The following is a 20139-nucleotide window of genomic DNA, read 5'->3' as shown; positions in this document are numbered from 1 at the left end:
GCAAAATTTAATTGATCGTACAATGTTACAAGTTCCGTTCATTCGTCAAAACAAAGAACTGGTACTAGAACGTCTGGCTTTGAAAAACTTCAAAGAAACCCAGATCGTTGATGAAGTACTGGCACTGGATGACAAGCGCAAAAAGCTGACGCTGGAATATGATGAAACCCAAGCCCAGGTTAACTCCGCTTCAAAAGAAATCGGTAAACTGATGGCTCAGGGTCAGAAAGATACTGCTGATCTGCGCAAATCGGAAGTAGCATCATTAAAAGAGAAATTACAGCCTATCAATGAAGAACTGATCGCCACTGAAAAGGCCCTGCACGATACATTGGTACAGCTCCCTAACCTCCCTGCTGCCATCGTTCCTCCCGGCAAAACCCCGGAAGAAAACCTGGAAACAGGCAAAGGTGGTACCATCCCTTCTCTCTACGAAGGTGCTGTACCTCACTGGGACCTGGTTAAAAAATACGACCTCATCGACTTTGAACTCGGTAATAAGATCACCGGTAGCGGTTTCCCTGTTTACAAAAACAGAGGTGCCCGTTTGCAGCGTGCTATGATCCAGTATTTCCTGGATTATAACATCAGCAAGGGGTATACCGAATACCAGGTGCCGCATATGGTCAACGAAGCTTCTGCTTATGGTACCGGTCAGTTGCCAGACAAAGAAGGTCAGATGTACCACATTGGCGAAGATGGGTTCTATATGATCCCAACTGCCGAAGTACCGCTTACCAACATCTACCGCGATGAGATCCTGAAAGATACAGATCTGCCTGTGCGCATGACGGGGTATACACCTTGTTTCCGTCGTGAAGCGGGTTCTTATGGTAAAGATGTACGTGGCCTGAACCGCCTGCACCAGTTTGACAAAGTAGAACTGGTACAGCTTGTTCACCCTGATAAATCTTACGAAGTACTGGATGAAATGGTGGCACATGTAGAAGGGCTGATTCAGTCACTGAACCTGCCTTACCGCATACTGCGCCTCTGTGGTGGCGATATGAGCTTTACCTCTGCCCTCACTTACGACTTCGAAGTATATAGCACTGCACAGCAAAAATGGCTGGAAGTAAGCTCTGTATCTAACTTCGAATCTTACCAGGCTAACCGCGCCAAGATCCGTTTCAAAGATGGTGGTGGAAAACCTCAGCTGGTTCACTCCCTGAATGGTAGTTCTCTGGCCCTGCCACGTATACTGGCTTGTATTCTGGAAAACAACCAGACTGCAGAAGGGATCGTGATTCCGGAAGTGCTGAGATCTTATTTCGGTAGCGACAAGATTGCATAACTAACAGGCCATTGGCCAAAATTCTATATAAAAAAGCTTCTGCCTTAGGCAGAGGCTTTTTTATTTTCAGGCCCCTTTGATTTCTTATTACATTTGTACCTCATATGCAGCATTTCCTTCCCAATGGTCAAATCCTGGAACTCCGCCAGGCCGTACCGGACGATGCCCCGGTGCTCCTATCCTATTTCCGCCAGTTAATCAGCGAAACAGATTTCCTGCTCTATACCCGCGAGGAAGCAGCTTCCTGGACGGTGGAAGACGAAAGAGATTTCATCCTCTCTTTTTCAAGAGATACCAAAGACCTGTTGTTATTAGCCTTTGCCGGCAATCACCCGATAGGTACCCTCTCCATTCGCCAGAACACCTTTTCGAAAGAAGCTCACCTTTGTAACCTGGGTATCGGCGTTCTCCACAGCTACTGGAACATGGGTATAGGAAGGAGAATGATGACTGCCGCCACACGCTGGGCGGAACAACACCCACAATTGGAAATCATTCAGTTGGGCGTACTCGCAAATAATGAAAGAGCGATTCAGTTATACCGTAACTTTGGCTTTATGGAATATGGTCGCATGCCTAAAGGCGTTCGCCAGCCAGACGGAACTTATGTGGATAATATCCTGATGTCGAAAAGAGTAAAGCCATTGTAACATGCGGTATGACAGACATTTGAAACTGGAAGGATTTGGTCCTGCCAAACAAGCGTTATTGCACAACGCTGCTATTTTAGTAATCGGTGCAGGTGGATTAGGTGTACCTGTATTGCAATACCTAACAGCCATGGGCGTAGGGAAGATCGGTATTGTAGAACACGATACAATCTCTATTACCAACCTGCAAAGACAGGTGTTATACCACACCGCAGAACAAGGTCAGTCCAAGCTCTTCACAGCTATCAAACGATTACAGCAACTCAATCCTGAAGTTGAATTCATACCACACGATACCTGGTTGTCACCAGATAATGCGTTGTCAATTTTTGCATCGTACGATGTGATCATCGACTGCTCTGACAATTTCGGTACACGCTACCTTGTGAACGATGCCTGTGTGCTATTGAACAAACCATTTGTATACGGCGCTATTCATAAATACGAAGGGCAGGTAAGTGTATTCAACTATAAAGAAAGCGCTACCTATCGTTGTCTTTTCCCTGAACCACCAGCACCAGGTACAATGCAGAATTGCAGTGATATCGGTGTATTAGGTGTATTACCAGGCATCATCGGTACGTATCAGGCCAATGAAGCTGTCAAGATTATTTGTGGTATAGGCGAGCCTTTAAGTAACCAGTTACTGACCATCGATACACTCAATAATATTCACCAGGTATTTCAATTCAAACCTGTCAGACAACCTATTACTACACTCATGGAAGAATACGATATCCCCTGCGATACAGGTGGTGTACAATACCTCAGCGTACAGCAATTACACCAATGGCTGGAAGAAGGGAAACAGGTACAGCTGATAGATGTAAGAGAACCGGATGAATGGGAAATATGTAAACTGCCGCAAGCAGTTTTTATACCTATGCGTATGGTAGGTGGGGTGCTGCCTCAACTGAGAAAAGACATCCCTACAGCTGTACTATGCCACCATGGTATGAGAAGTATGATGATTGCACAACAACTGGATGCTGCCGGCTTTCCTAAAGTATATAATGTAACAGGAGGTATACATGCCTGGGCTTACGAAATAGACGACAATATGAACACTTATTAATAAAAAACGAGCCGGCTCGTTTTTTTAATTTAAATACTAACTACCTTTTGTTGTAGGGGCTTTTTTACCACAGGTTTCTTCGATTTCTTTCCCCACCAGATCAGGAATCCCGTTACCGGTAGTGATGCGGCTATCAGTGCGCAGATAAATGCGAGTATCTTAGTCGGCCAGCCTAATAATCCTCCTGTGTGAATAGGATAGACCATTCTTCTTGCCTGCGTACCTTTTGTATCATTTGCAAATAACTTATCACCTACAAATGCACCACTTCCTGCCTGGAAATAAAGTATGTCTACAATGTGCGTGGTGATCCTGTCTGTATTTTCTTTTCCCACACTCACTGCCTGATCTTTCTTATCCGGGAATCGAATATTTACAATACCATTATAAGTGAGTCGTTGGTTTGTTTCGGTGTATACTTTGTCCAGCCATGCAATGTCTTTGGCCTTTTCGGGCTTGCTCACAGGCGCTTCTAACTTTTGTTGTGGCTTGCCATCAAATGCATAGAACAACAGGTTATTCACCCATTTATAACTCCATACCAACCCAGTCAGTGCAGTGATGAATATAACTATGTGAATATAAAATCCAAATACGGCATGCAGGTCCCAGTTCAATCTTTTGAAGCTGGCATTCCACTTCACTTTCATTCGTTGCCTGCGGGTTTTCCTTTTTGGCCACCAGAGGATCAATCCACTGATGATGATAAGCGCAAACATGCTACAGGAAATGCCTGTGATCAGTTTACCCGTTTCACCCATACACAGGTATCTGTGCAGGTTCCTCACCACCACAAAGAATCGCTTATCCTGCGCAGCTGTATGAATCATCTTTCCGCTATAAGGATCTGTAACCACCATCAGCAGTTTACCTTTCTCTTTACCCGTTTTCAGGTAAAAAGTAACGGTGCTGTTTGTGGCAGGTTGAATTTCAATATTATTCAGTTTGTAATCCGGGTATTTATCGTGTACCATCGCTGCGAGTGCATCCAGCGACATTCTTTCAGTGCCTGCGGGGGACTGTACAGTAAAAAGAGAGGGTTGAAATAGGTGTTCCAGTTCGTCTTCAAACACCAACAGGCTGCCACTGAGTGCAACCACTATAACCACCAGGCCTGAGGCAAGCCCCAGCCAGAGATGTAACCAGCCTATTAACTTCTTCATTATCAGATATCTGTGGGTAAAACGACCAGCAGACTGACCACAAATTACAGCAGGAGAAGGCCATTAGTAGCTCAAATCGGGAAAATATCTTTAGTCGAATGGAAGAATATCCCTATCTGATAGGGATAGTATCTTACACGATAGGGATAATAAATACCTATACCTGCAAAGAATAACATCGTTACCTACAGGCAATCATCATTACTTACCCGGAATTACTTCTTTACCCCCCAATTACAGACATACTATCCCAGTGTTGGTTCTGGCGCTCCGCCTCAAACCCATTCTCTGCTCTATGCCCCAGCGCATGCCGAATCTCCTGTAAAATCAATGCACTGCCTGCCCCGCTACGAAGTAAATCTCTTACATTCAGTACATCACCTCCATACAGGCATGTCTTCAAACCACCTGTAGGCGTGATGCGAAGCCGGTTGCAAGTGCCACAAAAGGTACGGCTATAAGCAGGAATTACGCCTATTTGCCCTTGATAACCAGGTATTTGGTAGTTTATACTTGTCGCCTGTGGCTGAATTGGCAATTTCTTCAAAGTATAATATTCCTGCAAAGCATCCAGCATGCGCAGGTAATGCCATTGATTTCCTGAAAAAGCATGTCCCTGTCCATTGAACGGCATCTCTTCAATAAACCGCACAGACAGCGGCATTTGTTTCGTCAGTTCTGCAAAGGCCTGTAGTTCATCTGTATTCACCCCACCCATGATCACGACATTCAGTTTTACCTGCATATCATGTTCCAGCAGACTGTTCAATGTCTGCATCACAGCAGGAAACTGATCCCTCTTCGTTATTTGCTGGAAACGGTCTCTTTGCAAAGTATCCAGGCTCAGGTTGATTTTCCGGATGCCTATTGCTTTTAATTGGGGAATATAAGGTTGGGTCAGGACCCCATTGGTCGTAATGGAAATTTCGGGAATGAATGTTTTCAGTGAGGTTAACAATGGCAGCAGGTCTTTCCGCAGGAAAGGCTCTCCACCCGTAATTCGTAACTTATCAATCCCCGCTGCTGCCAGTGGACGCAGTAGGGTCAGGATCTCGTCATTGGTGAGTAGTTCCTGCCTTTGCAGAAACTGCATCTGTTCCGGCATACAATAGGTACATCGCAGGTTACAGCGATCAGTCACTGCCAGCCTGATGTAATTAATTATACGGTTATGTGCGTCTGTCAACATAATTTAGCAACTCTGTGTAGGATTCTCAAAGGCCTGGCTTTCGTCCTCCTCTCTTTCGGTCAGACATTTAAAATCCTTTTCTATAAGCAGGTGAAGTACAGAGCCATCAGCATTTGGTAACTCATGCTTAAAACCTACCTGCTCAGTGGTGATCCACCCGGATACCTGTGTTACAGGCAAAAACAATTGTACCCCATTTGCATTCAGGGCAATGGCGGGCGCTTCCCCTTTTGCATGTATCGAAAATTGCAGGGTACCGGCGCCAATCGTAGTGATCTCTTCTACCTGCTGCGTTTCCTGCAGTGTAGCAATATCCTGTTTATCCAACCGGTAGCGGATACTGTTCCCGCGAATTCTTATTTTCATGTATGTAAATTACTACATTATCGTAGCTTTATCTATAACTATGCGTGTGTTATTATTTGGTATTGCAAAAGATATTGCGGGGGCAGGGGCTATCACCTCTACAGGCGTTGCTGACGTAGCCGCACTGAAAGAATGGTTGTATGCACAATATCCTCCGCTGCGTGAATTACGTTCTTTGATGATAGCTGTGAATAAAGTATATGCAAATGATGAGCAACCATTATTACCCGGCGATGAGATTGCTGTAATACCTCCCGTAAGTGGCGGCTGAAAAATGTCAATATGAACTTCCTTGTACACATAGCACCTGATATTAATGTGCAACAGGCACTGGATTTTGTGGAATCACCGGATTGCGGTGGTGTAGTGCTGTTTGTGGGTAATGTGCGGAATGAAACACAAGGGAAGAAGGTAGTGAAATTATTCTTTGAGTGCTATGAGCCGATGGCTATTTCTGAAATGGAAAAGATTGCACAGTATACTATCTCAGAATTGGGCATTCACCGCATCGCTATCCTCCACATCACAGGTGAAAAAACTCCTGGCGAAACGGTCGTAGTCATTGCTGCTGCGGCTCCTCACAGGGCCGTTGCTTTTGAAGCCTGTCAATACGCCATCGACACATTGAAACAAACAGTACCTATCTGGAAAAAAGAATTCTTCGAAGATGGTGCTACCTGGGTAGCTGCGCATCCATAATCGCGCGCATGGCTTCTTCTTTTTCCGAAGGTGTATTTGCGTTAAACTGCTCTATTGCAAATGGATTTTCAATCAATGCGATATCCGCTTTCAGTAAGGTTTTACGCGGACATCCCTTTTCAGCATCCAGTCTTTTTAAGCCTGCGGTTTCCCATATCGTCATCAATGGTTCCGGTGATTGTTTGAATGAACTGATAAAGGCAGTTGCTTCTTTGCTGATATCTCTTGAAGCTACCAGCAATTCTAAACTCTGCGCACTTATCAACGGCAGATCGCACGCCAATACCAACCAGGCGTTTTCCGGAAAAGCTGCATGTGCACTCAATATCCCCGTAGCCGGACCAGCATCACCTACACTATCGGTAATCACGGGCAATGCTGTATCTAATTGCTGATCTGCACGACAGGAAAGAAATACTTTCTCCGTCAGGGGGGCTAATAACTGATACAAATATTGCCATTGCGGCACCCCATGATAATCCAGCTGGCTCTTATCCTGCTGCATGCGCAGGCTTCGCCCGCCACATAATATCAATCCATATAAACCTGACATCAGAAATCTCTTTTACCACCTGTTTTACTGATCAATTTTGTTTGCCTGATCTCCATGCCATGAGAGAAAGCCTTGCACATATCATAGATCGTCAATGCTGCAATGCTGGCACCCGTCAGTGCTTCCATCTCCACACCCGTTCTGCCGGTAGTTTTGATCGTACATCTCACGACTGCTTCCTCTCCTTCCATAGTGATATCTACCTTACAACCTTCCAGCAATAAGGTATGACAAAGCGGTATCAGATCAGGCGTTTTTTTTGCCGCCATAATACCAGCTATGATCGCTGTCTGAAACACTGCGCCTTTCTTTGTATGAATATCGCTGCCACTGAATTGCTGCCGGATTACTTCGGGCAAAAAGACCCTGCTTTCCGCAACCGCAATTCTTTCCGTCACCATCTTGCCACTTACATCCACCATAGTAGGTTGATCTGCTGCATTCAGGTGAGAAAAACCTTCATTACTTGAATCATTGCTCATAATAGAATAAATTTACAAAGAAACCTGTTAACATATGCTAATGGATGTCATCGCTGCCTATGCTGCTGTCATGGGGATAGCCAGAGACTTCGGAATGGAACAGGTACCATTTACTTCCGCCACCGGAAGGGTACTACGTGAACCCGTTTTATCTGATCGGGACTTCCCCCCTTATGACCGCGTAATGATGGATGGGATCGCCATCAATTTTGAAGCCTATTCCAAAGGACAAATTGTATTTGGCGTAGAAGACATGCAGGCCGCAGGTATGCCCAGAAAGCAACTCGGTAGCATGGCTGATTGTTTGGAAGTTATGACCGGCGCTATTTTGCCGGAACTGACTGATACTGTGATCCAGTACGAACACCTGGAAGTGTCGGAACACGATGGTTTCCGTCGTTTTACTATCAAAGCTGGTGTAGCACAGGGGCAACACATTCACCGTCAGGGTGCCGATGCCGCTGCTGGTCAGGTATTGATCGCTGCAGGCACCCGTATTACTGCTGCCGAAACAGGTGTACTGGCTGCTGTTGGTAAATCGATGGTAAGTGTAAGCCGCCTGCCCAAAGTCGCCATTATAACTACCGGCGATGAACTGGTACCTGTATCAGAAATCCCTGATATACACCAGGTACGTACTTCCAACTCTTATACACTCGCTGCTGCACTACAAACAGAACTGGGTATCCATGCCACCTGTTATCATGTCAATGACGATATACCCGCCATACAACAATTATTAGGATCACTATTAGATCATGATGTATTGATCTGTACGGGAGCTGTCTCTGCTGGTAAATATGATCACCTGCCCCAGGTATTGGAAGAGCTGGGTATGCAGCAGGTATTTCATAAAGTACAACAGCGCCCCGGCAAACCATTCCTGTTTGGACACTTTGAAAATGGCCCTGTGGTTTTTGCATTGCCGGGCAATCCGGTATCCGGGTTCATGTGTTGTTATCGTTATGTTTTGCCATGGTTAAAAGCTTCTTTACAAATTACTGCAGGTCCTGAACCTTTCGCTGTATTGGGTACAGACGTACATTTCAAGCCACCATTGACCTATTTCATGCCTGTTCGTTTGCACCCGGTAGCGGGCGGCCAGTTCATCGCTTTGCCACCACCCTATCATGGTTCCGGAGATCTGGCAGCTTTATTGCAGGCAGATGGGTTTCTGGAATTGCCATCAGAAAAAGAATACTTTGAGAAAGGCAGTAGTTATCCAGTGTGGAGATTCAGATCCTGATCTAAAAATAAAATTATGGTCCCTGAAAAATTGCAGATGCAGCACCTCGCATGGAGGGCCGGCTTTGGAGAACGCTATCCTGTTATAGCTGATTGGACCCACAAGCGCCGTAAACAAATTGTAAGCAAGATCCTTATTGGTCCTGCTAAAGATGAGACGACTCCCATCAAGATCATTGACCAGTCCGACCTACCTGATTACAGGAAGAAAAAAGACCTGGATGCAGATACCCGCAAGATGGTGCAGCAAATGAATACGCAAGGTATCAAAGACCTGAACGTATCATGGGTAGATGAGATGGTGCACAGTACACATCCATTAAGAGAAAAAATGGCCCTCTTCTGGCATGGACACTTCGCCTGTCGCACACAGAATGTACTGTTCAACCAACAATTGCTGAATGTGATCAGGGTCAATGCCCTGGGCAATTTTGGAGACTTACTCACCGCTGTCTCCAAGACGCCTGCCATGTTGCAGTTCCTGAATAATCAACAAAACAGGAAAGCACATCCCAATGAAAACTTCGCTCGTGAAGTGATGGAGCTATTCACCATGGGTCGTGGTAACTATACTGAACAGGATGTGAAAGAATCGGCCAGAGCCTTCACCGGATGGGCTTTTGATGATGACGGTAACTTTGTGTTCAGGGAAAAGACGCATGATGAAGGGGTGAAAAATATTCTTGGCAAAGAAGGGAACTTCAATGGTGATGATGTATTGAAAATTCTCTTAGAGAAAAAAGCGACTGCACAATTCATCACTGCGAAGATTTATAAATTCTTTGTAGATGAAGAAACACCTGACCCTGAAAAGATCAACACCCTCGCAGATAAATTTTATAATGCTGGTTACGACATCAAAGAACTGATGCGCAACATCTTTATGGCAGACTGGTTTTACGATAGTAAATTGATCGGGAACCATATCAAATCGCCCATTGAATTGCTGGTTGGTTTTCGCAGAACGATCCCTGTTGATTTTGACAGGGAAGAAGTGATGATCTCCTTTCAACAGGTATTGGGTCAGACTTTATTTTACCCGCCAAACGTAGCCGGATGGCCCGGTGGCCGTAACTGGATAGATAGTTCCAGTTTAATGTATCGCATGCAGTTACCATCTATGATTCTCTATGAAAAGGATTTCAATATCCAGCCCAAAGAGATCACGCCAGAAATGGGGATGGGAAGTTACAAAGCCACCCAGCAGGTAAATGATGCAGCGAAAAAACAATATGCCAGAATGATCAAAGGCATTATTCATTGGGACGATTACATAGGAGAATACAATGATGTAAAACGCGAAAACCTGGCTACTACCATTGCGGATACGCTCCTGCAAAATAGTAAGAACGTAAGCAGGCAGATACTGGAAAACTACGCGGACGTTACATCCAGAGAACAATTTATAAAGACAGTCACCATCGCTGTGATGAGTACACCCGAATATCAATTGTGTTAAAACTTATTGTATGCTAATATTGAACAGACGTCGTTTTTTACAAGCGGGCTCGTTGGCATCAGCATCTTTGTTCATACCGAAGTTCCTGAAAGCATTGGAAAACTCAACACATGCCATGGTGCCGCCGGGCAATAAGGTACTTGTCATTATCCAGTTGTCAGGTGGTAATGATGGGTTGAATACCGTAATTCCATATCGCAATGACATCTATTATAAACTCCGGCCCAGCTTAGGTATACAAAGAGAAAAGGCGCTGTCCCTCACAGATGAAACAGGGCTTCATCCTGCTATGGTAGGCATGAAAGCACTGTATGATGATGGCGGTATGGGCATCCTGCAAAATGTAGGTTATCCCAATCCGGATCGTTCGCATTTCCGCTCTATGGATATCTGGCAATCCGCCAGCAACTCTTCTGACTACTGGGGTAATGGTTGGGTAGGCCGCTATCTCGATGCACAATGTAAAGATTGTGATAAACCCGTGCAGGCACTGGAAATCGACGATACATTGAGTCTTGCCATGAAAGGTGAATTCCAGAAAGGATTAGCATTCAATGATCCGGGCAGGTTAAGCAGTGGTATCAATGCAGGATTGTACAATGATCTGATGCATCAGCATCGTGATGAAGAACCTAATGTGGATTATCTGTACAAAACACTGGGCGCTACCTTATCATCTGCCAATTATATTCAAAAGCAATTTAAAACATACGACACCAAAGAAGATTATCCTTCCACCCATTTGGGTAAGAGCCTGCGTACCATTTCAAAGCTGATCATGTCCGACATCAGTACCAAAGTATATTATGTATCTCATGGTAGTTTTGATACACACGTAAATCAACAGGCACAGCAACAAAACCTCTTCAAACAACTGGACGATGCAGTGACAGTATTTACAAGAGACCTGAAGAACAATAACCGTTTTCAGGATGTGGTGGTCATGACCTTCTCAGAATTTGGCCGAAGAGTGGCGCAGAACGCCAGCAATGGCACAGACCATGGTACTGCGAATAACATGTTCCTGATAGGTGGTGGATTAAAACAACAGGGTTTATTGAACGATGGTCCTGATCTGATGAATCTGAAAGACGGAGATCTGCAATACAAAGTTGATTTCAAGAGTGTATATGCCACGCTGCTCAACAAATGGTTGGGTGCAGATGACAAAACAATTTTAAAACACAACTACGATCATTTATCATTTATTTAGAGTGTATCTCTTTTGAATACAACCCGCAGGAATCCTTTTGCCAACGGTTTTGGAGAGATAGTGCCGGTGGTGTCTATGAGTTCACCATCAAAGGAACCTTCGATGAGTGTATCAACTACTTTGGTAATATGCAGGTTCAGCGTACCAAAATTATAATTCGCCTGCAGGCTGTAATCGAGGCCTGCAAATCCTAGTCGAAAGGCATTGCCATAGATGGTAGAAGAATAGTCCCCGGGTTGAATTGTTTCGGTTTCAGAAATCAAAGAAAATTGAACCGTTTCATCATGGTTGCCGGTAGCGAGAATGGTTAGAACCGGATAGTCATTGGTAGCGTCGTTATCTGTAAGATTAGCAGGGGTGAGCACAGCGGTTGGGTCTTCAGCCAGTACGATCAGGCTATCTACCTGGAAGGATGTAAATTTTCTGATGGGTTCGTTGTCATCGTGCTTGCAGGCGCTAAACAGTAACAGGATTCCGGCTAAAGCAATTAATTGGCGCATGAGATTTTGGGTTTTATATAGCTAACGAAAATGTAAGAGGTTAATTGTCAATCGATAATTAAAAGTAAACAAAAAAGCGTTTTTGACCATCGGCCAAAAACGCTTTTTTATTTTTAAAAGAGGTATTGCTATTAAGCGCCTGCTTCTTTATTTCTTGTGGCGATGCGATACAGCACCCATCCCATGAATGCAAATCCTAATACACCGAGTATATAATAACCTTCTTCGCCCAATGCACCAGAGAGTGCATTTTCCATATTCATGGCATCCAGGGCACCTGCAGTACTATTGAAGCCCGCCATAATCGCAATGATCACACCAGCGACCGCACCACCAGCTACCAGGCCGGTGGCAAACAGGTTTCCTTTGCCCAGCTCTTCTTCTTCAGCAGAAACCTTCACATTCTTCTTCTTGTTTTTTGAATCTACCACACCACGAATAGCGCCACCAATTGCAATTGGTAAAGTCGTAGATAATGGCAGATAAGCACCTACCGCAAAGGACAGTGATTTAATACCACACAGCTCCATTACGATAGAGAGGAATACGCCTACCAGTACAAACTGCCAGTCAAGGTTTTTAGAGAGAATACCTTTCGCTAATGTAGCCATCAGCGTACCCTGTGGTGCAGGGAAATAAGTACTACCAATTGCGTGGTCAGTGACCCCATTCGCAATCATTACAGCAGTAGGTTTGTCGAGGAATTTCACTGTCAGACCAATTACGATAGAGGATACGATCGCACCAATAAACAGTGACAACTGCTGGTACATAGGAGTAGCACCCACGATGTAACCAGACTTCAGATCCTGCGATGTACCACCTGCATTCGCAGCGGCGATACAGATCATACCACCTACTACCAGTGCCATTGGTTCATATAATTTGCCGCTCCAACCCACAGCAATAAATACCAGGCAGGTACCCATCAGTGTAGCGATAGTCATACCTGAAATAGGGTTGTTCGAAGAACCAATCAAACCTACGATACGGCTGGATACAGTTACGAAGAATGCACCGAATATTACCACCAGCAAACCTACCAGCAGTTTCTGACCAATAGACTGACCTGGCAACTGGGGCAGGAATGCCATCAGGATGATCAGGCCAATGCTACCAAACAATACCAGCTTCACATTCAGGTCTTTTTCTGTACGTGGTACTTCAACATTTGCAGCACCTGTAGCTTCACCTTTCTTCAGGGAACCAAGGCTACCTTTGAAAGAAGAGATGATGGTAGGAATGGTTTTGATCAGCGTGATGAAACCGCCTGCTGCTACGGCACCAGCGCCTATCTGGCGTACATAGGCAAAGTAGATAGCGGCAGAGTAATCCGTAAAAGTATGTGTAGCAGGATTCCAGTTACCTTTACCACCAGGCGTAGCCAGGTTAGCGAGGTAACCCAGTTTTACCAGCTGGGTAGCGATCAGGTCACCAGGCAGTAAACTAGCCAGCAATGGGATCAATACCAACCAGGACAATACACCACCCGCTACCAGTACACCAGCAATGCGGGGCCCAATGATATAACCAACACCCAGGTATTCAGGGGTGATGTCAGCACTTATTTTAGCAGAAGGGAAGAATTTGTTGACCTGTTTGGTCATATAGGCAGGTGTTTCCGAAATCACGTGAAATACCTTTTGGAACACGGCATATACTACTGCAAAGCCCAGACCATAGAAAGCTGTTTTGGCAAAGTCACCGCCTTTTTCACCGGCTATAAGTACATCGCCACAGGCAGTACCTTCAGGGTATGGCAGGGTTTCGTGCTCTTTTACGATCAGTGACCGGCGAAGGGGGATCATCATCAATGTACCCAGGATACCACCAAAGATGGCGAGGATGAGGATCGTGATGTAATTAAAATACTGATCACCATTGTGGTCAGATAAGAACAGGAAGCCAGGTAACGTAAATACTACACCCGCAGCAATGGATTCACCTGCTGAACCTGTAGTCTGAATAATGTTGTTTTCCAGAATCGTGGTCTTAAAGAATCTCCGGCCCAGTGTAATGGCAATCACTGCAATCGGGATAGACGCAGAAACCGTTAAACCCGCTTTCAGCGCAAGATACACCGTGGCGGCACCGAATATAATACCAAACATGCAGCCCAATAAAATGGACTTGACTGTAAATTCTTTCATCTTCACCTCGGGTGAGACAAAAGGTTTAAAATTATCTGCCATAGTTGTTGTTGGTGGGTATAGTTAGATTTTGTTTGGGAGGCAATATAAGACATATAGCCCTTTACCCCTAAAAAAAATGCTTCTGCCGGCCGGCAGAAGCATTTTAAGTATAACTTTTCGATGGTATTAATAAGATCCTGTCTTCTCTTTTACAACACCGGCAATCCACTTACTGATCATCAGCATGACTACAAATGCAATGGCTGCAGCTACGGTCAGGATCATGAAATACACCTTTTTGTCGGTGAAGTTATCCCAGAAAGTAGCCATCATACCAGCCACTTTTCCGGCAATGGAGTTCACCAGGTACCAGCCACCCATCATCAGTGCCGTAAGGCGTGGAGGGGATAACTTGGATACCATAGATAATCCGATCGGACTTACCAATATTTCACCCACGGTGAAGATGGCATAGGTACCTACCAGGAAGGCCATAGAACTCTTATCTACATATACATTCGTCATAGATGCTGCCACGATCATCAGTAAAGACGACAGGCCGGCAATGAAGATACCCATTGCCACCTTCATAGGTGTAGTGGGTTCTTTGCCTCTCTTGGCGAGCCATCCGAACAATCCGAGGACTAACAATGTGAATAATACAATAAACCCAGGGTTGGCAGATTGGAAGATCTCTGTTGAAATCAGTTGCATTTTGCCGCTGGCTGGCCATTTGTCCTTTGGCAGGTTCTGGAAGTAAGGATCTGCACCCTGTACAGTAATGGTATTGCCATGACCATCAGTTATGGCACGAAATTGTGCATCAATCTGGGTGACGGCGTGTGGCTCAGTTGTCACAGTTTGCAGCATACCCATTGGTTTCGCAATTTTTTCAACACCTTCTGACATAGAACGATCCGTATACTGATCTGCCCAGATTGTCAAACCGGTGCTGTTCTGGTTGTAGATCACCCAGAACACGATCGCTACTGCAAAGAAGGCCAACAGCGCACCCAGTCCTCGTTTATCTTCTTTATTAGCAGTAGTATACAGGCGAATGTAGAAAATAACGATAGGTACACAGGCAAACATGAATGCATCGATGGATGGTGTACCAAATAGCGGATGCCCGAGGAATTTGTACATGAAGTAACCCAGTATAGCAGCGATGAAAGCTGGCAGCAATACCAGTCCGAGGATTTTGCTCATTGGCATATCATCTTTCTGTACTGGTTTGCGGATATCACCTTCAGCAATCACTTTGGATTTGGAGATGAAGATGGCCAGACCTATCAGCATACCTATGCCGGCAGCGGTAAAAGCGTGGCCCCAGCCATAGTGGTTACGCAGGTAAGCAGCGACGAAGTTGCAAATAAAGGCACCGATATTTACACCCATGTAAAAGATGTTGTAGGCAATGTCTTTCTTAGGTTTAAGGTCTTCTCTGTTGTAGATGTTCCCGAGAATGGTGCCGATGTTTGGTTTAAAGAAGCCATTTCCGATAATGATCAGGGTCAGGGCCATATACATGGCTAATTCCCCGGGGAAGGCCAGTGTAAAATAACCGGCGGCAAGCAGGGCGCCCCCTAAAATAACCGCTTTACGATAGCCGAGATATCTGTCGGCCATTAATCCCCCTATGAACGGCGAGAGGTATACCAATGCAATGTACGAACCTACAAGATCAGAAGCGTGGGCAGTATCGAAGCCTTTACCGCCATTAGCGGTTGGATCTATCAGGTATAGGAAGAAGATCCCGATCATCAGGTAATACCCGAAGCGCTCCCACATCTCAGTAAAAAAAAGAACATAAAGGCCTTTGTGATGGCCGCCTTTTTGTTTTGGTGTACTTACAGGCTGCTCAACAGCAGATTGAGTCATAATTGGTTAGTTTTGTTGATAAGTTAGTCCTATGAATGTGGCAAGATAAATAAATTAGGCTTTTTATATAGAAAAATGGTGCTTTTGGTTAAATTTTGGCCTTTCTTTGCAAAAAAATTGGAAGAACGGGGCAGAAATGGCTGAATTCGCTCAAATTACACACTGATATACAATATGAAGATTTTACTATTAGGAAGTGGTGGCCGGGAACACGCCCTGGCCTGGAAAATGACTCAAAGCACTTTATGTGAGCAGTTGTTCATCGCTCCCGGAAATGCGGGTACTGCCCAATATGGACAGAATGTTGATTTCGCGGTGTCCGACTTCGAAAAAATAAGGGTTTTCTGTCTTAAAAATGCCATTACCCTGGTAGTACCTGGTTCTGAAGAACCCCTGGTAAAAGGGATCTACGATTTCTTCCAGCAGGACGAAGCTTTGAAACACATCCCAGTGATGGGACCTTCTGCATATGCCGCTCAACTGGAGGGCAGTAAGGCATTTGCAAAGCAGTTCATGAGCCGTCACAATATTCCAACTGCCGCCTACAGGGAGTTTGACGAGAGCACCTACGAAGAAGGGGTTGCTTACCTTCGTCAGCATTCCACCCCAATTGTACTCAAGGCCGATGGTTTGGCTGCCGGTAAGGGTGTAGTGATCCTGGAAGACCGCGAAGCTGCGGTGATTGAATTCACCCAGATGATCCGCGAGGCGAAGTTTGGTGATGCCAGCAAAAAAGTTGTTGTAGAACAATTCCTTTCTGGCATAGAATTATCTGTATTTGTGCTCACGGATGGTAAAAGCTATCAGCTGCTGCCTTCCGCGAAAGACTATAAACGTATTGGAGAGGGCGATACCGGCCTGAATACTGGTGGTATGGGTGCTGTTTCCCCTGTTCCATTTGCTGACAAAGCATTTATGGACCAGGTGGTAGAACAGGTGATCAAACCTACGGTAGACGGGTTAGCCAAAGAGAACATTGTCTACAACGGCTTTATTTTCTTTGGGTTGATCAAAGTAGATGGAGCGCCATTTGTGATAGAATACAACTGTCGCATGGGTGATCCTGAAACGGAGGTGGTAATGCCTCGCCTGCAAAATGACCTGCTGGAGCTGTTTCAGTCAGTGATAGACGGTAAGCTGTCTGCACAAAAAATTTACGAGGATAGCCGTGTGGCAACCACAGTAATGCTGGTAGCCGGAGGGTATCCGGAAGCGTATGAGAAGGGTAAGGTCATTACCAACATTCCTGCCCCAACGCAGGATCAGCTGGTATTCCAGGCAGGTACAAAGGTTGCAGGTGGTGAGATCCTCACCAATGGCGGTCGGGTACTTACCATCACTTCACTGGCTTCTGATCTGGGTATTGCGTTGTCGCATAGCCGGCAAACAGCAGAATCTATTGATTTTGAAGGCAAATATTACAGGAGGGATATTGGATTCGAGTTCGTGTAAGCCCAGCAAGGGGTGGCCTGTGGCTATGCAGGCACCACTACTGTCGCATAACTCATTCATTCATAGAGAGCAATACCATTTCATAAACGATCATTCGTTTAAGCGTTTTCGAGAGTCATATTATACCGGCTAACAGGTTGTTTTTAACTGTTGCAACTACTAACCGGCTCATCAAATACAATAAATAACATTTTTTAATATTTAGTTGTATTATTGAGAAAACATACAATTTTAAGATTGTATATTCGTTGGAATTATTCATTTTTGCACACAATAATATTTTGACCATATTAAGCAATGGGGTTCTTTAATTTTTTAACACAGGAAATAGCGATTGACTTAGGTACAGCTAATACGCTGATCATTCACAATGACCAGGTGGTAGTGGATGAACCTTCCATTGTTGCTATAGAGCGCGCTAGCGGGAAAATTGTGGCTGTTGGTAAGAAAGCCATGATGATGCACGAGAAGACACATGAATACCTGCGCACCATTCGTCCCCTGAAAGATGGTGTTATCGCGGACTTCAATGCAGCAGAAGGTATGCTTCGTGAAATGATCAAACTGGTGTATCCAAAGAAGCCTTTGTTCTCTCCCAGCTGGCGTATGGTAATTTGCATTCCATCCAGCATTACAGAAGTAGAAAAACGCGCCGTACGCGACTCTGCCGAGCAGGCGGGCGCTAAGGAAGTGTTCCTGATACATGAACCGATGGCCGCTGCGCTGGGTATCGGTATTGACGTAGAAGAGCCGGTAGGTAACATGATCATCGATATCGGAGGTGGTACCACCGGTATTAGCGTGATCGCCCTCGCTGGTATTGTGTGCGACCAGAGTATCCGTATCGCCGGTGACGAGTTCACTGCCGATATCATGGAAGCCCTGCGCCGCTATCATAGCCTGCTGATTGGTGAAAGAACTGCTGAGCAGATCAAGATCCAGATCGGTTCTGCACTGAAAGAACTGGACAACCCACCAGATGATGTAGCAGTAAATGGACGTGACCTCGTAACCGGTATTCCTAAACAGATCATGGTATCTTACCAGGAAGTAGCTGAAGCGTTGGACAAATCCATCTTCAAGATCGAAGAAGCTATCCTGAAAGCATTGGAAACAACTCCTCCCGAACTGGCTGCCGATATCTACCGCAGAGGTTTATATCTGACCGGTGGTGGTGCATTGTTGCGCGGTCTCGACAAACGCCTGACCCAGAAGATCAAATTGCCCGTTCACGTGGCAGACGATCCACTGCGCGCCGTGGTAAGAGGTACCGGTATCGCACTGAAACACGTAGGTAAGTATCCGTTCCTAATGCAATAATACAGAGGGGCCTGCAGGGCTATCGGCTTTGCAGGCTTCTTTATAGAAATAAAATCCTGTGCGTAATCTCATCATTTTCTTAAGGCGCTACTTTAATTTTTTTCTGTTCTTGCTGCTGGAAGTGATCTGTTTAGTGCTGGTCTTCCAGAACAACGATTTTCAGAAAACAGCTTACCTCAATTCCGCCAATAACATTAGCGCCAGGTTATACGAACGTTACAACAACGTAGAATACTACTTTCACCTGAAAGCAACAAATGACAGTCTGGTAAAAGAGAATGCCCGTCTGCACAATATGCTGCGCACAAGTTTCGACACTGTTATCCTCGACAATATTGTAAAATCTGATACCATTCGTCAGTATAGTACTGATACCACCCGCAAAGTGATCAGTACCGCTGTACGCCGCTACCTGTACAAAGCTGCTAAGGTTGTCAACAACTCCGTAAATAGTCCTATCAACTATATTACCATTCACCGTGGCAGTGCCGATGGCATTCGTCCTAATATGGGCGTAGTTGGCCCAAGCGGTGTAGTAGGTATCGTACGCAGTGTGAATGAACACTATGCTGTCATCATTTCCCTGCTCTCCAAAGGTCGTAACTTCGGTACCAGTGCCCGCCTGAACCACAGTAAGGAAATGGGTATGGTACGCTGGCATGGCGGCGAAGCCGGTTATGCCACCATGGAAGACGTGCCTAAAGGTGTACACCTCGTAAAAGGTGATACCGTAGTCACCAGCGGTTACTCCGCCTTCTTCCCTGAAAATATACCTATCGGTTATGTAGAATCAACCGAAGAGGTAGACAAAGCCAGCACTTCTGTCAATGTGAGAATTCGCCTGGCCACTAACTTTTACAACCTGCAATATGTATATGTGATCGACAACCTGCTGCAGGATGAACAAAAATCTTTGGAGGATTCAACTTACAAGCTGATCAAACAATGAGCATACTGTTAAGAAATATAATCCGTTTTGTGCTTTTGCTATTGCTGCAGGTATTTGTTCTAAACAGAATTTTGCTGCATCAATCGATTAGCTTTAATCTCTATGTGCTTTTCGTACTGCTGTTGCCCTTTAACCTGCCCCGTCCGGCACTCATGTTGCTGGCATTGCTCATGGGCCTCAGCCTCGATATGTTTATGAATACAATGGGTATGCACGCCGCTGCCTGTGTATTCATCGGCTACCTACGACCATTTATTATCAATGTCCTTTCTCCACAGGGTGGTTTCGAAACTACGCAGAAGACCCCTTCTATGACAAGTATGGGAGTATCCCAGTTTCTGATCTATGCTGCTATTCTGGTATTCCTTCACAATCTGGTCTTCTTCTCACTGGAGGTTTTCAATGTTGGCAGCTTTCTGTATCTGCTGTTAAAGATCATCTTTTCTACCGCTGCGAGCATTTTCCTGATCGTGCTGTATGAGTTGTTGTTCTTTTCGAGGAAGTAAAATGTATAGTA

20 protein-coding genes are annotated in these 20139 nt (G+C 45.2%); 12 read left to right on the top strand and 8 right to left on the bottom strand.

The window, feature by feature from the left end:
- Positions 1 to 22: 22 nt before the first annotated feature.
- The 3 genes from serS to SIO70_RS02670 all read left to right on the top strand — a co-directional run bounded on the left by serS (position 23) and on the right by SIO70_RS02670 (position 3019).
- Positions 23 to 1294, top strand: coding sequence for a serine--tRNA ligase (serS, locus tag SIO70_RS02680; RefSeq protein ID WP_320579235.1), 1272 nt, complete (start codon positions 23 to 25; stop codon positions 1292 to 1294).
- Between the two features lie 104 nt (positions 1295 to 1398).
- Positions 1399 to 1944: a GNAT family N-acetyltransferase gene (locus SIO70_RS02675; protein ID WP_320579233.1), complete on the top strand. Its 546-nt coding sequence runs from the start codon at positions 1399 to 1401 to the stop codon at positions 1942 to 1944.
- Between the two features lies 1 nt (position 1945).
- Entirely contained in the window at positions 1946 to 3019 is a 1074-nt protein-coding gene (locus SIO70_RS02670; protein ID WP_320579230.1) for a HesA/MoeB/ThiF family protein, read from the top strand.
- Positions 3020 to 3048: 29 nt separating this feature from the next.
- On the opposite strand, the gene SIO70_RS02665 is transcribed toward SIO70_RS02670, so the two are convergent.
- From SIO70_RS02665 to SIO70_RS02655, 3 genes are all read right to left on the bottom strand, one after another.
- On the bottom strand, positions 3049 to 4182 hold the full coding sequence (locus SIO70_RS02665; protein WP_320579228.1) for a PepSY-associated TM helix domain-containing protein: 1134 nt from the start codon (positions 4180 to 4182) through the stop codon (positions 3049 to 3051).
- Positions 4183 to 4405: 223 nt separating this feature from the next.
- Positions 4406 to 5371 carry a GTP 3',8-cyclase MoaA gene (moaA, locus tag SIO70_RS02660; protein WP_320579227.1) on the bottom strand — a complete coding sequence of 322 codons (966 nt, stop codon included), beginning with the start codon at positions 5369 to 5371 and terminating at the stop codon, positions 4406 to 4408.
- Between the two features lie 3 nt (positions 5372 to 5374).
- Positions 5375 to 5737, bottom strand: coding sequence for a DUF7009 family protein (locus SIO70_RS02655; protein ID WP_320579225.1), 363 nt, complete (start codon positions 5735 to 5737; stop codon positions 5375 to 5377).
- 40 nt (positions 5738 to 5777) lie between these two features.
- On the opposite strand from SIO70_RS02655, the gene SIO70_RS02650 reads away from it, so the two are divergent.
- Positions 5778 to 6008 (top strand): MoaD/ThiS family protein, encoded by a 231-nt coding sequence (locus SIO70_RS02650; protein ID WP_320579223.1) that lies wholly within the window; start codon positions 5778 to 5780, stop codon positions 6006 to 6008.
- 11 nt (positions 6009 to 6019) lie between these two features.
- Entirely contained in the window at positions 6020 to 6436 is a 417-nt protein-coding gene (locus SIO70_RS02645) for a molybdenum cofactor biosynthesis protein MoaE (RefSeq protein WP_320579221.1), read from the top strand.
- Here SIO70_RS02645 and SIO70_RS02640 read toward each other — a convergent pair.
- Together SIO70_RS02640 and moaC are read right to left on the bottom strand one after the other, a co-directional pair.
- Complete coding sequence (locus SIO70_RS02640; RefSeq protein WP_320579219.1) at positions 6411 to 6989, bottom strand: NTP transferase domain-containing protein; 579 nt, start codon at positions 6987 to 6989, stop codon at positions 6411 to 6413. The two genes, SIO70_RS02645 and SIO70_RS02640, sit on opposite strands and share 26 nt — an antisense overlap.
- Positions 6989 to 7471, bottom strand: a complete 483-nt coding sequence (gene moaC, locus SIO70_RS02635) for a cyclic pyranopterin monophosphate synthase MoaC (RefSeq protein ID WP_320579217.1) — start codon at positions 7469 to 7471, stop codon at positions 6989 to 6991. The genes SIO70_RS02640 and moaC overlap by 1 nt, the downstream gene beginning before the upstream one ends.
- 40 nt (positions 7472 to 7511) lie before the next feature.
- Here moaC and SIO70_RS02630 point away from each other — a divergent pair, with 40 nt between their 5' ends.
- From SIO70_RS02630 to SIO70_RS02620, 3 genes are read left to right on the top strand one after another with little or no spacing between them, the layout of a single operon-like run.
- On the top strand, positions 7512 to 8717 hold the full coding sequence (locus SIO70_RS02630; protein WP_320579215.1) for a molybdopterin molybdotransferase MoeA: 1206 nt from the start codon (positions 7512 to 7514) through the stop codon (positions 8715 to 8717).
- Between the two features lie 15 nt (positions 8718 to 8732).
- Entirely contained in the window at positions 8733 to 10175 is a 1443-nt protein-coding gene (locus SIO70_RS02625) for a DUF1800 domain-containing protein (protein ID WP_320579213.1), read from the top strand.
- Between the two features lie 10 nt (positions 10176 to 10185).
- The gene (locus SIO70_RS02620; protein WP_320579211.1) at positions 10186 to 11388 is read left to right on the top strand and encodes a DUF1501 domain-containing protein; all 1203 of its coding nucleotides are present in this window, start codon (positions 10186 to 10188) and stop codon (positions 11386 to 11388) included.
- Here the strand turns inward: SIO70_RS02620 and SIO70_RS02615 are convergent.
- From SIO70_RS02615 to SIO70_RS02605, 3 genes are all read right to left on the bottom strand, one after another.
- Positions 11385 to 11888 (bottom strand): hypothetical protein, encoded by a 504-nt coding sequence (locus tag SIO70_RS02615; RefSeq protein WP_320579209.1) that lies wholly within the window; start codon positions 11886 to 11888, stop codon positions 11385 to 11387. The genes SIO70_RS02620 and SIO70_RS02615 overlap by 4 nt on opposite strands.
- A 131-nt stretch (positions 11889 to 12019) precedes the next feature.
- Positions 12020 to 13999 carry an OPT family oligopeptide transporter gene (locus tag SIO70_RS02610; RefSeq protein ID WP_320579207.1) on the bottom strand — a complete coding sequence of 660 codons (1980 nt, stop codon included), beginning with the start codon at positions 13997 to 13999 and terminating at the stop codon, positions 12020 to 12022.
- A 207-nt stretch (positions 14000 to 14206) separates the two neighbouring features.
- A complete protein-coding gene (locus tag SIO70_RS02605) occupies positions 14207 to 15901 on the bottom strand; it encodes a peptide MFS transporter (RefSeq protein ID WP_320579205.1) in 1695 nt (564 codons plus the stop codon).
- 174 nt (positions 15902 to 16075) lie between these two features.
- Between SIO70_RS02605 and purD the strand changes: the two genes are divergently transcribed.
- From purD to SIO70_RS02585, 4 genes are all read left to right on the top strand, one after another.
- On the top strand, positions 16076 to 17353 hold the full coding sequence (purD, locus tag SIO70_RS02600) for a phosphoribosylamine--glycine ligase (protein ID WP_320579203.1): 1278 nt from the start codon (positions 16076 to 16078) through the stop codon (positions 17351 to 17353).
- Between the two features lie 297 nt (positions 17354 to 17650).
- Entirely contained in the window at positions 17651 to 18673 is a 1023-nt protein-coding gene (locus tag SIO70_RS02595; RefSeq protein ID WP_012787871.1) for a rod shape-determining protein, read from the top strand.
- A gap of 58 nt (positions 18674 to 18731) precedes the next feature.
- On the top strand, positions 18732 to 19622 hold the full coding sequence (gene mreC / locus SIO70_RS02590) for a rod shape-determining protein MreC (protein ID WP_320579193.1): 891 nt from the start codon (positions 18732 to 18734) through the stop codon (positions 19620 to 19622).
- Positions 19619 to 20128 carry a rod shape-determining protein MreD gene (locus SIO70_RS02585; RefSeq protein ID WP_320579191.1) on the top strand — a complete coding sequence of 170 codons (510 nt, stop codon included), beginning with the start codon at positions 19619 to 19621 and terminating at the stop codon, positions 20126 to 20128. The genes mreC and SIO70_RS02585 overlap by 4 nt, the downstream gene beginning before the upstream one ends.
- The last annotated feature ends 11 nt before the right edge of the window (positions 20129 to 20139 follow it).

The sequence above is a fragment of the Chitinophaga sancti genome, assembly GCF_034087045.1.
Classification (GTDB): Bacteria; Bacteroidota; Bacteroidia; order Chitinophagales; family Chitinophagaceae; genus Chitinophaga; species Chitinophaga sancti_B.
The sequence above is the reverse complement of the archived record's forward strand: the minus strand, read 5'-3'. Positions and strand labels throughout refer to the sequence as shown.

Coding starts and splice junctions, on each gene's coding strand:
- serS (WP_320579235.1), top strand. CDS start 23: ATGTTACAAGTTCCGTTCATTCGTCAAAACAAAGAACTGGTACTAGAA.
- SIO70_RS02675 (WP_320579233.1), top strand. CDS start 1,399: ATGCAGCATTTCCTTCCCAATGGTCAAATCCTGGAACTCCGCCAGGCC.
- SIO70_RS02670 (WP_320579230.1), top strand. CDS start 1,946: ATGCGGTATGACAGACATTTGAAACTGGAAGGATTTGGTCCTGCCAAA.
- SIO70_RS02665 (WP_320579228.1), bottom strand. CDS start 4,182: ATGAAGAAGTTAATAGGCTGGTTACATCTCTGGCTGGGGCTTGCCTCA.
- moaA (WP_320579227.1), bottom strand. CDS start 5,371: ATGTTGACAGACGCACATAACCGTATAATTAATTACATCAGGCTGGCA.
- SIO70_RS02655 (WP_320579225.1), bottom strand. CDS start 5,737: ATGAAAATAAGAATTCGCGGGAACAGTATCCGCTACCGGTTGGATAAA.
- SIO70_RS02650 (WP_320579223.1), top strand. CDS start 5,778: ATGCGTGTGTTATTATTTGGTATTGCAAAAGATATTGCGGGGGCAGGG.
- SIO70_RS02645 (WP_320579221.1), top strand. CDS start 6,020: ATGAACTTCCTTGTACACATAGCACCTGATATTAATGTGCAACAGGCA.
- SIO70_RS02640 (WP_320579219.1), bottom strand. CDS start 6,989: ATGTCAGGTTTATATGGATTGATATTATGTGGCGGGCGAAGCCTGCGC.
- moaC (WP_320579217.1), bottom strand. CDS start 7,471: ATGAGCAATGATTCAAGTAATGAAGGTTTTTCTCACCTGAATGCAGCA.
- SIO70_RS02630 (WP_320579215.1), top strand. CDS start 7,512: ATGGATGTCATCGCTGCCTATGCTGCTGTCATGGGGATAGCCAGAGAC.
- SIO70_RS02625 (WP_320579213.1), top strand. CDS start 8,733: ATGGTCCCTGAAAAATTGCAGATGCAGCACCTCGCATGGAGGGCCGGC.
- SIO70_RS02620 (WP_320579211.1), top strand. CDS start 10,186: ATGCTAATATTGAACAGACGTCGTTTTTTACAAGCGGGCTCGTTGGCA.
- SIO70_RS02615 (WP_320579209.1), bottom strand. CDS start 11,888: ATGCGCCAATTAATTGCTTTAGCCGGAATCCTGTTACTGTTTAGCGCC.
- SIO70_RS02610 (WP_320579207.1), bottom strand. CDS start 13,999: ATGTTTGGTATTATATTCGGTGCCGCCACGGTGTATCTTGCGCTGAAA.
- SIO70_RS02605 (WP_320579205.1), bottom strand. CDS start 15,901: ATGACTCAATCTGCTGTTGAGCAGCCTGTAAGTACACCAAAACAAAAA.
- purD (WP_320579203.1), top strand. CDS start 16,076: ATGAAGATTTTACTATTAGGAAGTGGTGGCCGGGAACACGCCCTGGCC.
- SIO70_RS02595 (WP_012787871.1), top strand. CDS start 17,651: ATGGGGTTCTTTAATTTTTTAACACAGGAAATAGCGATTGACTTAGGT.
- SIO70_RS02585 (WP_320579191.1), top strand. CDS start 19,619: ATGAGCATACTGTTAAGAAATATAATCCGTTTTGTGCTTTTGCTATTG.